This window comes from Actinokineospora terrae, assembly GCF_900111175.1.
Classification (GTDB): domain Bacteria; phylum Actinomycetota; class Actinomycetes; order Mycobacteriales; family Pseudonocardiaceae; genus Actinokineospora; species Actinokineospora terrae.
This window is the reverse complement of the sequence record NZ_FOGI01000002.1, coordinates 102,645-117,966: the sequence shown is the minus strand read 5'-3', so window position 1 is coordinate 117,966 and position 15,322 is coordinate 102,645. Positions and strand designations below refer to the sequence as shown.

Genomic DNA, 15,322 nt, shown 5'->3' with positions numbered 1-15,322 from the left:
CCGCCCCTGACCTCGCCACCCGACCTCCAGGAGTACGCGTTGAGCACAACCCAGGCCCACCCCGGGAGCCAGTTCGTCCCCGACGCGGCAGGGTCTCCCGAGACCACCTGGGAGCTGACCCGTGCCCAGCGCGGTATCTGGGACGCGCAGCGCCTGGAGCCGGACTCGCCGTACTACGTCGTCGGCGACGTGCTGGAGATCAGCGGCGGCGACCCGGTGGACGTCGAGGCGTTGCGCGCGGCGATCCGCGCGACCACGGAGGAGGCGGACAGCCTGCGGTTGCGCGTGTTCGCGACCGCGGACGGGCCGCGCCAGGTGCTGTCCGCCGAGCCGGTGCCGCTCCCCGATGTGGTCGACCTGCGCGCCGCGCCGGACCCGGTGGCCGCCGCGCACGCGCTGGTCGACCGCGAACGCCGCCGGGTCGCGGGCGCCTGCCGGGAGATGGTGGACCGCCCGCTGTTCTCGCACACGGTGCTGCGCCTGGCGGACCGGGAGGTGTGGTTCACGCAGTTGGGCCACCACCTGGTGTTCGACGGCTACTCCGCGGCCATGCTGGCCCGCCGGACCGCGGCCCACTACACGGCCCTGGTGCGCGGGATCCAGCCCGCTCCCTCGCCGTTCGGCCGGTTCGCCGACGTGGTCGCCGCCGACCGCGCCTACCTCGCGGGCGGGCGGGCCGAGCAGGACCGGGCGTACTGGCGCGCGCGGTTCACCCCGCTGCCCGACCTCGACCACGACACCGGCGCGACCGGGCTGCCCGAACGCACGGTCACCGCTCGTGCCGTGCTGCCCGCGAGCGACCTCGATCGGCTGCGGGACGTCGCCGAGGGCGTGGGCGCGACGTGGGGCGAGGCGCTCATCGCCTGCTACGCCGCGTTCCTGCACCGGGTGCTCGGCCACGACGACGTGGTGTTCGCGCTGCCCTTGATGTGCCGGTTCGGTTCCGCGCTGCGCACCCCGGCGATGGCGGTCAACGTGCTGCCCCTGCGGGTCGCGGTGTCCGGCGGCGACGGGTTGGCCCAGCTGACCGCGCGGGTGGCCGCGGCGATGCGGGAGATGCGCGCGCACCAGCGCTACCGGGGCGAGGACCTGCCCCGCGACCTGGCCGTGCCCGGCGCGGGCGCGCTGCTGCACGGGCGGGGGGTCAACCTCAAGGCGTTCGACCTCGCGATCGACTTCGCCGGGTCGACCGGGACCATGCGCAACGTCGCGGGCGGTCCGCCGGAGGACATGGGGCTCAGCGTGCTGCCCACCGCCGACGGCGGGCTGCTGCTGGGCTTCGAGGTGGACGCCCGCGGCCACGACCAGGCGGGGGTCGAGCGCAGGCTCGACGCGCTGCGCGCGCTGGTCTCCGGCCTGGCGGGCCCGACCGCGCCCGCGGTCGGCCGGGTCGAGCTGGTCGGGCCCGATGACCGCGCGGCGCTGCTGGCGGCCTGGCGCGCCGAGGCCGCGCCGGGTGTGCCGCGCGACGTGCCCGGTCTGCTGGCCGAACTCCTGGCCGAGCACCGCGGGCAGACGGCGTTGGTGTGCGGGCAGCGGCGGCTGACCGTGCAGGAGTTGGTCGCCGGGGTGCGCAGGCTGGCCCGCGCCCTGCTGGCGCGCGGTGTCGGCGCGGACGACGTGGTCGCGCTGCCGATGAGCCGCTCGACCGACCTGGTCATCGCCCTGCTGGCGGTGCTCGAGGCGGGCGCCGCCTTCCTCCCGCTCGACGTCGAGCACCCGCGGCCGCGGCTGCGCGCGACGATCGCCGAGTCGGGCGCGGTGCTCGCGCTCACCGAGACGGCCACCGCCGACGCGGTGCCACCGGGGGTGCCGCACCTGGTGCTCGACGCACCGGAGACCCGCGCGGAACTGGCCGGGCTGTCGGATCTTCCACTGTCCATTGAGGAACTGTCGGCGCCAAGGCACCCCGATCACCTCGCCTACGTCATCTTCACCTCCGGGTCCACCGGTACCCCCAAGGGTGTGCTGGGGCGCGTCGGCGGCCTGGCCTCGCTCGTGCACCACCACCGGGCCACCACGGTGGCCGAGACCGCGCGCGCGGCCGGTCGGCGGCTGCGCGCCGCGCACACGTACTCCTTCGCCTTCGACTCCGCGCTCGACCAGCTGCTGTGGCTGGTGTGCGGGCACGAACTGCACCTCTACGACAATGAGTCGGCGCGCGACGCGTCCGCGCTGGTCGCCGCGTTCGCGCGCGACGGCATCGACGTCGTCGACACCACGCCGTCGATGGCCGCCCACCTGGTGGACGCGGGTCTGCTCGACGGGCCGCACCCACCGGCGTTGCTCGTCCTCGGCGGGGAGGCCGCGCCACCGGCGCTGTGGCGCCGGGTCGCGGAGTCCGGCGTCCCCGCGCGCAACCTCTACGGCCCGACAGAGGCCACAGTGGACAGTACGGCGGCGCGGGTCGACGGCGGTGACCCGGTGATCGGGTTCCCGGTCCCGGGGACTCGGGTCTACCTGCTGGACAACGCGCTGCGCGTGGTACCAGCCGGTGGCGCGGGGGAGTTGTACCTGGCGGGTCCGCACCTGGCGCGCGGCTACCTCGACCGGCCGGGGGCCACCGCAGAGCGGTTCCTCGCCGACCCGTTCGGCGCTCCCGGCGACCGGATGTACCGCACCGGGGACCTGGCCCGCTGGGTGCCGGGCCGGGGGCTGGCGTACCTGGGTCGCCGCGACGGGCAGGTCAAGGTCCGGGGGCACCGCGTCGAGCTCGGCGAGGTCGAGGCCGCGCTGGGCGCGCTGCCGGGGGTGGGTGCCGCGGCCGCCGCCGTGCGCACCGACACCGGCGCGCCCCGCCTCGTGGGCTACGTCGTCCCCGCCGCGCGGACCGCCCTCGACCCGGCGGGCGCGCTCAGCCAGGACGAGATCCGCTCGGCGTTGGCGCTACGGGTGCCGGATCACCTGGTGCCCACGTCCGTGGTCGTCCTGGACGCGCTCCCCATGACCTCCAACGGGAAGCTCGATCGCGCCGCCCTGCCCGCCCCCCGGTCCGCCGGGGGTGGCCGCGGCCCGGGCACGGAGCGGGAGCGGCTGCTCTGCGCCGCCGTGGCCGAGGCGGTCGGGGTGGACCAGGTCGGTCCGGACGACGACTTCTTCGCCGTCGGCGGCGACAGCATCACCGCGATCGGTGTCAGCAGCAGGCTGCGCGCGCACGGCGTTGACCTGCGTCCCCGGGACTTGCTCGGGCGCGGGAGCCTCGCCTCGCTGGCCGCCGCGAGCCGCGACCTCGGCGAGGGGGAGGTGCTGGCACCCGACGAGCCGACCGGGCCGGTGCCCGCGCCGCCCATCGTGCGCGCCCTGCTCGACGCGCACCCCGACCTCACCCCGGTCGCGGGGTACGCGCAGTGGACCGCGGTGCGCGTCGACGGGGCCTTGACCCTCGCGGCCCTCACCCGCGGTGTCCGCGCGCTGGTCGACCACCACGACGCCCTGCGCCTGCGGGTGACACCCCCCGGTGAGCTGGTCATCGCCCCACCGGGGGCCGCGCTCGCCTGCCACGTGGTCGTCGAGTCCACAGGAGACGGTTCGGCCGCGGTGGCCGCTTCGCTGGCCGCCGAGCTCGACCCGACCGCGGGCGAGATGGCGAGGGTCGCGCTGCTGCGCACACCGCCGGACGTCCCCGACGAGGTGGTGGTCGTGGTCCACCACCTCGCCGTCGACGGCGTGTCCTGGCGGGTGCTGCTCAACGACCTGCACGCAGCGTGCACCGGAAAGCCCCTCGCGCCGGTCGGTGCCTCGTGGCGCGGTCACGCGCTGCGGCTCGCCGAGCAGGGCACCACCGGCGCCCGCGGGGCCGAGGTCGACCACTGGCGCGCCGCCCGCGACGACTTCCGCCTCGGTGCCCGCCCGCTGGACCGGTCCGTCGACACGACCGCCACCGCCCACCGCGTCACCACCGTCGCCTCGCCCGAGGCGAGCGCCGCCGTCCTCACCGGGCTGACCGCCGCCTACCGCGCGGGTTCCGACGAGGTGCTGCTGGCCGCGCTCGTCCTCGCGCTGCGGCTCTGGAGCGGCGACGAGCGCGACGCGGTGACCGTCACCGTGGAAGGCCACGGCCGCGACCAGGACGGGTTCGACCTCGCGCGCACGGTCGGCTGGTTCACCGCCGAACACCCCTTGCGCCTGCCCGCCGACGCCGTGCGCTCGTCGGCGGACCTGGCCGACGCGCTCGCCGGTGGTGCGGCCGCCGGGCGGTTGGTGCGCGCGGTCAAGGAGGCCAAGCGCGCGGTCCCCGACAACGGCGTCGGCTACGGCGTGCTGCGCCACCTCGACCCCGCGACCAGGGCCGAGTTCGCCGCGACCCCGCCGCCGGACGTGGTGCTCAACTACCTCGGCCGGTTCGCCCCGGTGACCGGGGACGGGTGGCGGTTGCCCGACGACGACCCGTTCGCCGTGATCGAGCCCCCGGCCAAGGCGCTGGAACAGGTGCTCGCGCTCAACTGCTTCGTCCGGGAGGGCACCCGGCCGCGCGTCGCCGTGGAGTGGACCGCGGCCGGACTGGTCCTCACCCCGCACGAGCTCACCGGGCTGCGCGCCGCTTGGGCTCGGGCCCTCGAGGCCCTCGCCGCGCACGCCGAGCGCCTCGGCAACGACGGTGGCGGGCTCACCCCGTCCGACCTGCCGCTGGTCGACCTCGACCAGGACGCCATCGACGAGCTGGAGCGGCGCGGCCGGGTACTCGACGTCCTGCCCGCCACGCCCCTGCAGATCGGCCTTGCCTTCCACACCCAGGTGCGTGCCGAACACGACACCGACGTCTACGTCGTGCAGGCGGTGACCCTGTTGCGCGGCGCCCTCGACCCCGACCGGATGCGCGCGGCGACCGCCGAGCTGCTGCGCAGGCACCCCGCGCTGCGCGTCCACCTGCACACCACCGCGGGCGGGGACGTCGTGCAGGTCGTCCCCGCCGAGGTCACGCTCGACTGGCGGCGGGTCGACCTGTCCGGACACACACCCGACGAGCGCGCCCGACTCGTCGCCCAGCACTGCCGCGCGGACCTGGAGCGGCCCCTTGACCCGGCGGTCGCGCCGCTGGTGCGCTTCCTGCTGTGCACGCTCGGTCCCGACGAGCACCGCCTGGTCATCACCAACCACCACGCGCTGCTCGACGGCTGGTCGATGCCGCTGGTCGGCCGCACCCTGCTGGCGACCTACGCCGAACTCGGCGGCGGACCCGCGGCGCCGACCAGCCCGTCCCCGAGCGAGTACCACCGCCTCCTGGCCGGTCGCGACCACGCCGCCGGTCTGGCGGCCTGGCAGGCGGCGCTGGCGGGCCTCGACGCGGGCACCCGGCTGGCACCGGCCACCGCGGTGTCCACTGTGGCCCGTCCGGGGCGGGTGACCGTCGAGCTGGGCGTGGAGTTCAGCGAGCGGGTGCGCGCGTTCGGCCGGGAGCACGGCGTCACCGCCACCACGCTGTTCCAGACCGCCTGGGGAGTGCTGCTCGGCAGGCTCACCGGCCGCGACGACGTGGTGTTCGGCTGCCCCGTCTCCGGCAGGCCCGCCGAACTCGACGGGGTCGAACGCGTCATCGGCCAACTCGGCAACACCATCGCGGTGCGCGTGCGCGCCGGAGCGGCCGAGACCGCCGCGGCCGTCCTCGCGCGGGTGCAGGCCGAGAGCGCCGCCTTGGCCGAGCACCACCACGTCGGGCTCCCGCAGGTGCAGCGCGCGGCAGGACTGGGCGAGCTGTTCGACACCATGCTGGTGATGGAGAACTTCCCCCTCTCCAGCAGGCACCGCACCACACTCGCCCCCGGCCTCGACCTGGTGGGCGTCGACATCACCGACGCGACGCACTACCCGCTGACCGTGGTCGTCATCCCCGGGGAGGGCATCGTCGTCGGTCTCGGCTACCAGCCCGCCGTCTTCGACGAGGACACCGTGCGGCGCTACGGCCGCTGGCTGCGCACCCTGCTCGAGGAGATCATCACCGACCCGGACCGCCCCGTCGCCCGGCTGCGCACCCTCGACGCCGCCGAGCACCGGGCGATGCTGGCGCTGGGGGAGGGGCCCGAGCCGAGCAGGCCGGTGGGCGGCTGCCTGGAGGAGTTCGGCCGGTGGGTGCGCGAGAGGCCCGACGCCGAGGCCGTCGTGTGCCGCGACCGCGTCCTGTCCTACGCCGAGCTCGACCGCCGCGCCAACCGCCTCGCCCACGCCCTGCGCGCGCGGGGCGTGCGCCCGCAGGACCCGGTGGCGGTGCTGCTCGACCGGGACGTGGAGATGGTGGTGGCGCTGTTCGGCGTGCTCAAGGCGGGCGCGGTGCACGTCCCGATGGACCCCACCTACCCGGTCGAGCGCCTGCGGTTCATGGTCGAGGACATCGCCCCCACCGCGGTGATCGCCACCCCCGGCCCGCGGGCCGTCCCGGTCGCCGCCCCGGTGGTCGATCCCACCGCCCACATCGGACCGTCCACCTGGGACGCCGATCCGGTCGAGGCCCGCAGCCGCGTCACCGACGACTCGATCGCCTACGTCATCTACACCTCCGGCACCACGGGCAGGCCCAAGGGCGTCGCCATCCCGCACCGCGGCCTGCCCAGCCTGGTGACCCTGCAGGAGGACATCGTCGGGATCGGTGAGCGCGAGCGCTTCCTGCACTTCGCCTCGACCAGCTTCGACGTCGCGTTCTTCCAGTTCGTGCTGCCGCTGCTCTCCGGCGGCACCTGCGTCATCGCCCCCGAGGAAGCGCGGGTGCCCGGCGACGAGCTGCTCGACTACATCGCCGAGCACCGGGTGACGGGGGTGAACCTGCTGCCCTCGTTCGTCGCGGCGATGCCCGACGCCGGTGCGGTCGACCGCGAGCTGTTCGTCATGCTCGGTGCCGAGCGGCTCGACCCCGAGCTGGCCCACCGCTGGGGCGACCGGCGCGCGCTGTTCAACGCGTACGGCCCCACCGAGGTCACCATCAACTCCGTCACGTGGCGCTACCGGCGCGACGACCCGGGGCCGCTGCCGATCGGCAGGCCCGACCCGCAGGTGCGCGCCTACGTCCTCGACGCGGGACTGCTCCCGGTCGGCATCGGGGTGGCGGGCGAGCTGTACCTGGCCGGACCCAAGCTCGCCCGGGGCTACGTCAACCGCCCCGGGCTGACCGCGGAGCGGTTCGTCGCCGACCCCTTCGGACCGGCGGGCGAGCGCATGTACCGCACCGGCGACCTGGTGCGCTGGCGCCCCGACGGGCACCTGGTGTTCCTGGGCCGCATTGACCACCAGGTCAAGGTTCGCGGCTTCCGCATCGAGCTCGCCGAGATCGAGAACGTGCTCAGCAGGCACGCGCAGGTGCTGGCCTGCGCGGTGGTCCTCCGGGAGGGCAGGCTGGTCGGCTACGTCCTGCCCACCGGAGGCACCCACCCCGACCCGGCCTCGCTGCGCGAGCACCTGGCCACCGACCTGCCCGACTACATGGTGCCCACGTCCGTCGTCGTCGTCGACCACCTGCCCCTGGGCCCCACCGGCAAACTCGACCGCGCCGCCCTGCCCGACCCCGCCCCGCACACCGCGGCCGAGGACCGGGAGCCGGCCACCCCGGCCGAGGCCGCCCTGCTGGCGGTGTTGCGCGAGGTGCTCGGCGACGTGCGCCTCGACGACTCCTTCCTCGACGCGGGCGGCGACAGCATCGTCTCCCTGCGGGTGGTGTCGCGGGCGCGCCGCGCCGGGCTCGTGCTCACCGCCCGCGACGTGTTCGAGGGCGGCACGATCGCCGGGATCGCCGCCCGGTGCGGGATCCCGGAGTCCACACAGGACAGCCCGGCGGTGGGTGATGCCCCGCTGACCCCGATCATGCGCGACCTGCTGCGGCGTGGACCCGCGGACTCGTTCTGCCAGTGGGTGCAGGTGTGCGTGCCACCCGGCGATACCGCCGGGTGGGGCCGGGTCCTCGATGCCGTCCTCGCCAGGCACGACGCGCTGCGCGCCCGCCTGGCCGACACCCCGGACGGGCCCGTGCTGCGCATCCCCGAGGTGGGTGCGGTGACCGGAGCGGACGTCCTCACGGCGGTGACCGCCACCGGCGACCCGAGTGCGCTCGCCTTGGAGCACATCGACCGGGTGCGCGCCGCGATGGACCCGCGCACCGGGCCGCTGCTGCGCGCGGTGTGGATCGACGCGGGACCCACCCGACTGGGCAGGCTCGTCCTCATCGCCCACCACCTCGTGGTCGACGCCGTGTCGTGGCGCGTCCTGCTCGACGACATCGCCCAAGCCCACGCGGGCGCCGCCCTCGCCCGCCACGGCATGTCCCTGCTGGGCTGGGCGCGGGCACTGCGCGCCGCCGCACCCGCGCGACAGGACGAACTCGCGCACTGGCACCGCGTCGCCGCGGCCCCGCCCGCCCCGCTGCCCGCCCTCGACCCGATCCGCGACACCGCCGCGACTGCTCGCCACCACCACATCCGCGTCGACCCGACCACCACCCGCGCGGCGATCACCACCCTGCCCGCCGCGTACCGCACGACCCCGGACACGGTGCTGCTCACCGCCCTCGCCCGCGCGGTGGGCGCCTGGCGCGGTACCGCGCCCGACCTGCTCGTCGCGCTCGAGGGCCATGGCCGCCCGGCGCACCTCCCGGACTTCTCCGGACCGGTGGACCTGTCCCAGGCGGTGGGCTGGTTCACGGCCGTGCACCCAGCCCGGATCACCCCGCCCGCCCAGACCGCATCCGCCCTGCGCGCTGTCCGCGAACACCTGCGCGCCGCAGGCGACGGCCTCGGCCACGGGATCCTCGGTGGCGACCTGGTGCGCCCGCCCGAGGTCGGCTGGAACTACCTCGGGCGCTTCCCCGCCGCGCCCGAGGAGGAGACCGCCTGGCAGTCCCCGCCGGACGCGGACCCACTCGGCTCCGGCGGCGAGGACCTGCCGCTGCCGCACCCACTCATGGTGAACGCCCTGCTCCGCGACGACGGGCACGGCGAGTGCCTGGGTGTCCGCTTCACCTGGCCCGCGGCGCTGTTCACCCCCGAGGAGATCGCCGAGCTGGGGCAGCGCTTCACCCGTGAGCTCGCCGAGCTCACCGCCGACGTGCCCGGCGGCGACCTGCTCCCGCTGACACCCCTGCAAGAGCTCATGCTCGACCAGGCCCGGACGGGCGAGGACCCCTACACCGTCCAGGCCGTCTTCACCCTCGACGGCGACCTCGACCCGGCGTCCCTGCGCGCCGCGGCCACCCGCCTGCTCGCCCGCAACCCCAACCTGGGCGCGGTGTTCCCGTCCGGCCACGCCGTCCAGGTCATCCCCGCCCGACCCGAACCCGGCTTCGCCACCGGCGAGGTCGAGGACGCCGACCGGGAGCGCGTGCTCGCCGAGGACCTGGCCGAACCGTTCGACCTGGCCACCGGCCCGCTGTTCCGGCTCACCGTGCTGCGGCGCGGACCCGGTCACCACGACCTCGTGCTGACCAGCCACCACCTGCTGTCCGACGGCTGGTCCGCCCCGCGGATCCTCACCGAGCTGTTCGCCCTCTACAGCGGGACCGAACCGCCCGAGCCCACCCCGTTCGCCCACCACACCCGGTGGCTCGCGGCCCGTGACCACGCCGCGGACCTGCGCGCCTGGCGGCGCGAACTGCTCGACCTGCCCGAGGGCGACCACGTGCTGCACGGCAGGCGCGCCGTCGTCGCCGCGGCCGATCCGGTCCTGTTCACCGTGCCCGGCCCGGTCGTCGCGGCGCTCTCCGCCGCGGGCGCCGACCGCGGGCTCACCCCCAACACCATGCTGCAGGGCGGCTGGGCGGCGGTCCTCGCCACGCGTTCGGGCCGCCGCGACGTCGCCTTCGGCACCATGGTCGCCTGCCGCACACCCGAGGTGGCGGGGGTGGAGGACATCCTCGGTCTGCTGGCCAACACCGTCGCGGTCCGCGCCCGGCTGACCGGGACCCTCGCCGAGGCGCTGGCCGACGCGCAGTCGCGCCAGCACGCCATGGTGGAGCACCAGCACATCGGTGTCGCCGAACTCGCCGCCACCACGGGTCGGGAGCGGTTGTTCGACACCCTCCTCGTGTTCGAGAACTACCCGGTCGACCCCACCCGGCTGCGCGAGCCCGCTCCCGGGCTCGTCGTCACCGGCACCCGGTTCCGCGAACGCACCCACCACCCGCTCACCCTCACCGTCGTCCCCACCGACGCGGGCTGGACGGGTGTGCTCTCGCCCCAGGCCGGGATCTTCGACCCCGGTGAGGTCGAGGCCGTCGCAGCAGATCTCCTGCGCGCGCTGCGCGCCCTGCCCGCCCTGCTCGACCAGGACGTCGACCGGCTGCTCGACGAGCTCGCGTGAGCACCGACGCGGCGCGCCCCGCCGTCGACCCGGCCCTGTGGCGGACCGCCTTCGTCCTGGTGCTCGGCACCTTCATGGCCACCATCGACACCACCATCGTCTCGGTGGCCCTGGACGTGCTGGCCGACCGGTTCGCCGTCGCGGTCACCGACATCCACTGGGTCAGCACCGCCTACCTGCTGGCCGTCGTCACCGCGGTCCCGGCATCGGGCTGGCTGGCCGACCGGTTCGGGGGCAGGCGCGCCTGGGCGGCCGCGATCGCGGTGTTCCTGCTGGCCTCCCTGCTCTGCGCGCTGGCGTGGTCGCTGCCCAGCCTCATCGCCTTCCGCGTGCTGCAGGGCGCGGCGGGCGGGCTGCTGCCGCCGCTGGGCCAGGCCCTGCTGGCCCGCGCCGCGGGACCGGACCGCGTCGGCCGGGTGATCAGCGTGGTCGCCGTGGTCCCCCTGCTGTCCCCGGTCCTGGGGCCGCTCGCGGGTGGGGCCATCCTCGGCGCGGCCTCGTGGCCGTGGTTGTTCTGCGTCAACATCCCGGTGGGCGCGGTCGCCCTGGTGCTCGTGCGCCGGTGCGTCCCCGAGGGTGCGCGGGGCGAGCGCGGCGCGCCGTTCGACCTGCGCGGCGCCGCGCTGCTCGCACCCGGACTGGCCGCGCTCGTCTGCGGGCTCACCGAGCTGGGCCACACCGGGTCGGCCCCGCTGAGCGCGGCCGCGATCGCACTGGGCGCGTCGATGCTCGTGGCCTTCGTCGGGCACGGCCTGCGCACCAGGGGCGTGCCCCTGATCGACCCGCGCCTGTTCACCCGCCCGCCGTTCGGGGTGGCCGCGGTGGCGCTGGTGGTCCTGGGCGCGTCGGTGTTCGGCACCATGTTCCTGCTCCCGCTGTACCTGCAGCGGGCGGCCGGGCTGACGGCGTGGGAGACCGGTCTCCTGCTCGCGCCCCAGGGCGTCGGCGCCGCCGCCGGTTCGCTGTGGGTCAGCCGGGTCGTGCACCGCGTCGCGGCTCGCACGCTGGTGCTGAGCGGCATCGTCCTGGTGGCGGCGGGAACGGTCGTGTTCACCCAACTCGCCCGCGGCGTGCCCGACGCGCTCATCGCCGCGTCGCTGCTGGTCCGGGGCGTGGGCGCGGCGATGATCGGCGCCCCGGTCATGACCCTGGCCTACCGCGCCGTCGCGCCGAACGGCCTGCCGCGCGCCGCGGGAGCCCTGAGCCTGCTCAACACCCTCGGTGGCTCCGTGGGCACCGCGGTCCTCGCCGTCGTCCTGCGGACCCGGTTCGCCGCCCGCGGACCCGACGCCGCCGCGGCGTTCGCCGACGCCTTCTGGTGGGTGCTCGCCTCGACGGTCCTGGCCGCGGTGGCGGCCACCCGCCTACCGCGCCCACGACAGCGAGACCGGCCCGGTCCGCTTGCCCGACCGGCTCGACGGGTGGACCGGCGACCGCCCAGACCACGCAAAGGAGCACGACGATGACCCAAGACGACAGCGCGACCCTCGACGAGGTCCTCTGCTGCTGCGATCCACCGGAAGTCCTCGACTCCGCGGTGCACCGCGACGCCGCGGTGGTCGCGGCGCTGACCGGGGTCACCGCGCGCCCGGCCGCGCAGCAGCCGCCGTGGCCGCACCCGTTCGCGGTCGACGCGGTGGAGGCCGAGCTGGCCGAGCTGCCCGGGTTGACCACCGAGGACGAGGTGGACGACCTGGCCAGTGCGATGGCGCTGGTGGCCGGTGGTGACGCGCTGGTGCTGCAGGGCGGGGACTGCGCCGAGCGGTTCCACGAAGCGGTGCCCGACCTCGTCCGGCGGAAGGTGGACTACCTGCAGGGGCTGGCCGCCATGATGCGCGCGGCCACCGGGCTGCCCAGCGTGGCCGTGGGCAGGCTCGCCGGGCAGTACGGCAAACCGCGCTCCTCGCCGTACGAACCGGCGCCGACCGGGGGCCTGATGGCCGCCTACTGCGGCGACGCGGTCAACGCCCCCGAACCCGAACCGGTCCGGCGGGTGCCGGACCCGCGCAGGCTCCGCACCGCCTACGACCGCGCTCGAGCGGTGCTGCGGGAGGTTCGCCGGGCGTCGAGGGGCAAGCCCTTGGTGGAACGCGTCCACGTCGCCCACGAACTGCTGCTGATGCCCTACGAGCGGCCGCTGGTGCGTGCGGGCGTACGCGGCCCCTTCAGCACGTCGACCCACTTCGGCTGGATCGGGGAACGAACCCGCGACCTGAGGGGCGCGCACGTGGCGCTGGCGGCCGCGGTGCACAACCCCGTCGGCGTCAAGATCGGCCCCACGGCCACCCCCGACGACGTCGTCGCGCTCACCCTGGCGCTCAACCCGGACGGCGTACCCGGCAAACTGTGCCTGATCACCCGCTACGGCCGCGCCGACATCGACCGGGCGCTGCCCGAGGTGGCCAGGGCCGTGGCCAGACGCGGAGCACCCGCGATATGGGTGTGCGATCCCATGCACGGCAACGGCATCAAGGTCGCAGGCGTGAAGACGCGCCTGGTCGAGGACATGCTGACCGAGGTCTCCTCGTTCGTACGCGTCCTCACCGAACTCCGGCTGCGCCCCTCCGGTCTGCACCTGGAGCTCACCCCGGACCCGGTGACCGAGTGCGTCTCGCCCCAGGGGAGCGAGCCGCTCTTCCCCGACTACCGGTCCGCCTGCGACCCGAGGCTCAACCCGGAGCAGTCCGTGGCGGTGATCGCGCACTTCCTCGACCGGATCTGCTGAACGCGACGGGCCGCTCCCGAGCCGGGCGGCTGAATCGAGGCCGGTTGCCGGTCGGACGGCGATGTGCGACGGTCCAGTGGACGGCGGTCGGCGTGTCCGGAAGGTGGGGGTCGCAGCGGTGGATTCGGACGACACCGGCGCGCGCGCCGATCGCGACCGCGACGAGTCAGGCCACGCCCGCAACGAGCGCCCGCGGGACAGACTGGGCAGGCCGCTGCCGCGCGGGGTGCCCGGAGTTCCGCGCCTGGTGGAAGGCGTCACCCGGACACCGGAGGAGACGCTCCTGGAAGCGCAGCGGCTGCTTGACAGTGGCATGCCCTTCCACGCGCACGAAGTGCTGGAGGACGCCTGGAAGACGGCCCCCGAGGCGTCGCGAGCGCTGTGGAAGGGCCTGGCGCAGTTGGCCGTGGGTGTCACGCACGCGGCCCGCGGCAACGCTTCCGGCGCCGGTGCCCTGCTCGCCCGCGGCGCGGGCACCATCGAGCCCTATGAAGGCGGGCCCGCCCACGGCGTCGACGTCACGGCGCTGCTGCGGTGGGCCCGCGACCACGCCGCGGCCCTGGCGGGAGGGTCCACCGAGGTGCCCGTTCTCCGCCTGCGCGACAGGCCATCCACCTGCTGACCTCCGAGTCGGTGACGCCGCGGATCCACGGCCACCACGCCGGTCGCGGGCAGTCGGTGGCGCTGTCCTGCTACCCAGCTCGCGCAACGGGAATCGCACCGCTTCCAGCGTGCTCTCGTCGAACGCCGTGGTGAGCGGAGCGGGTGTTGGGGCGGGAGCGCCCGTTGCTCACGGGGTCAGCACCAGGGCGGCGCGGTTGTCGCTCCCGGAGAGCAGGATGTTGGCCGCGGCGGTCAGCGGACCACACCCGGTCAGCGGCGGCACGGTGAACGCGGCGGTGAGTTCCCCGCCCAGCCGCGGGTCGAAACCGGGGCGCGAGCGCAGCGGCAGGTCAATGGGCGCGGTGCGGCAGTCCCCGGACACGGGGAACCTCTTGCCGCGCACCGTCACCGACTTCACCACGACAGCCACCCGCGCGTTCGCGGTGAACACGGTCGACGACAGGGAACCGGTGGTGGGTGCCGTCTGCTCGAACTGCACGTGCGCGGACACCTCCCGCCCAGACACGTCGGTCGCGTTGAGCGCCAGTTCCGAGGTGTGTTTGCCCGAGGCCGCCTCCACGACCGCGTGCAGGGACCCGCTCAGGGGCACGACCGAGTTCTTGACCGTGGCGGATCCGGTGATCGCGTAGTGGAAGGTCGCCGTTCGCGGGGGCGTGCGGAGTTTGATCGGTGTGGTCGAGCGCACCAGGCGATCGGGTCGGGTGATCGGACGGACCTGGACGTAGTACCCGGTTTCCGGCATCAGACCGGTGATCACCGCCGACCGGCCGTCAGCGCCGGTCGCGGCGACGACCGAGTCGTCGAGCAGCACCTGGTAGCCGGTCGTCGCCGCGTCCGACGGACCCCACCGGGCGGTGATCGTGTCGGCGGTGGACGTGGCCGTGAAGGGTGTTGGCGCGGGTGCGTAGTCGACCCGCATGTCCATTGTGGTCACCGAGTACCACCGGGTGGTTGGCTGCTCCCCGCGCGTGCACAGGGTGCTGACGGGAGGGATGTCCGACTGGTCCGCCCGCTTGCCGGTCAGGCTGATCCGGACGCTGTCCACCTCGACCGCCGTGGATCCCCAGGCGTTCCCGACCAGTGCGGCGGTCGCGTACCCGAACACCGGAACCACCACGTCCTGGCCGGTGACCGGGGTCGGACGCAGGTCCAGGGTCCGCACCGCGGTCGTGCTGCCCAGGGCGTTGCGGGACTCCAGCCGGACCGCCACGGTGCCCTCGACCCCCACCGCACCGGCCGCCGCCAAGCCCGCGGCGGGAATGGTCAGCGTGCCGCGCACCGCACGGGGCTCCGGGCCCAGCCACCCGTAGATCGGGTCCTCGGCGTTGGTGGTGAGCACGAGGTCCGCGTGGGCGACCACCGGCGAATCGCACGTCCGCGCCACCGCGACCGACCGCTCCGCCGCACCCGCAACACCCCCTGCCGCGAGCACACCACCCGCGACGACGAGCACAGCGGCGATCACGTGTCGTACGCGCATGGGACATCCGTTCGGCCGGGACCACTCGGTGTCGGAATGGTAGGGGCACTGCTGATCACCGGCAATCAGGTTGCGCCGAACGCGGGCCGGTGCTTTCACGCTCGAGTCGATGAAAGCGGCAACTTCTCCTCGAACGATGGATTTCGGCGACCACCGCTCTCCGACCCGGACGGGCGAACGCGGGGTGCCCGGGTCAAGCGAAACCTGCCACGCAGGCATCT

At 75.1% G+C, this 15,322-nt stretch carries 5 protein-coding genes; 4 read left to right on the top strand and 1 reads right to left on the bottom strand.

What is annotated here, in order from left to right; all coding sequences use genetic code 11:
- Positions 1-39 precede the first annotated feature (39 nt).
- From BMY07_RS03910 to BMY07_RS03895, 4 genes are all read left to right on the top strand, one after another.
- Positions 40-10,272 carry a non-ribosomal peptide synthetase gene (locus BMY07_RS03910; protein WP_092775055.1) on the top strand — a complete coding sequence of 3,411 codons (10,233 nt, stop codon included), beginning with the start codon at positions 40-42 and terminating at the stop codon, positions 10,270-10,272.
- Positions 10,269-11,738, top strand: coding sequence for a DHA2 family efflux MFS transporter permease subunit (locus BMY07_RS03905; protein WP_092775054.1), 1,470 nt, complete (start codon positions 10,269-10,271; stop codon positions 11,736-11,738). The genes BMY07_RS03910 and BMY07_RS03905 overlap by 4 nt, the downstream gene beginning before the upstream one ends.
- On the top strand, positions 11,735-12,997 hold the full coding sequence (locus BMY07_RS03900; RefSeq protein WP_092775053.1) for a 3-deoxy-7-phosphoheptulonate synthase: 1,263 nt from the start codon (positions 11,735-11,737) through the stop codon (positions 12,995-12,997). Before BMY07_RS03905 ends, BMY07_RS03900 begins: the two co-directional genes overlap by 4 nt.
- 118 nt (positions 12,998-13,115) lie before the next feature.
- Positions 13,116-13,619, top strand: a complete 504-nt coding sequence (locus BMY07_RS03895; RefSeq protein WP_245782187.1) for a DUF309 domain-containing protein — start codon at positions 13,116-13,118, stop codon at positions 13,617-13,619.
- A 168-nt stretch (positions 13,620-13,787) separates the two neighbouring features.
- Here BMY07_RS03895 and BMY07_RS03890 read toward each other — a convergent pair whose 3' ends face one another.
- Positions 13,788-15,101, bottom strand: a complete 1,314-nt coding sequence (locus BMY07_RS03890; RefSeq protein WP_143073340.1) for a fibronectin type III domain-containing protein — start codon at positions 15,099-15,101, stop codon at positions 13,788-13,790.
- Between the last annotated feature and the right edge of the window lie 221 nt (positions 15,102-15,322).

Excerpts from the sequence above, each read along its gene's own strand:
- BMY07_RS03900 (WP_092775053.1), top strand. The coding sequence starts at position 11,735 with ATGACCCAAGACGACAGCGCGACCCTCGACGAGGTCCTCTGCTGCTGC.
- BMY07_RS03890 (WP_143073340.1), bottom strand. The coding sequence starts at position 15,101 with ATGCGCGTACGACACGTGATCGCCGCTGTGCTCGTCGTCGCGGGTGGT.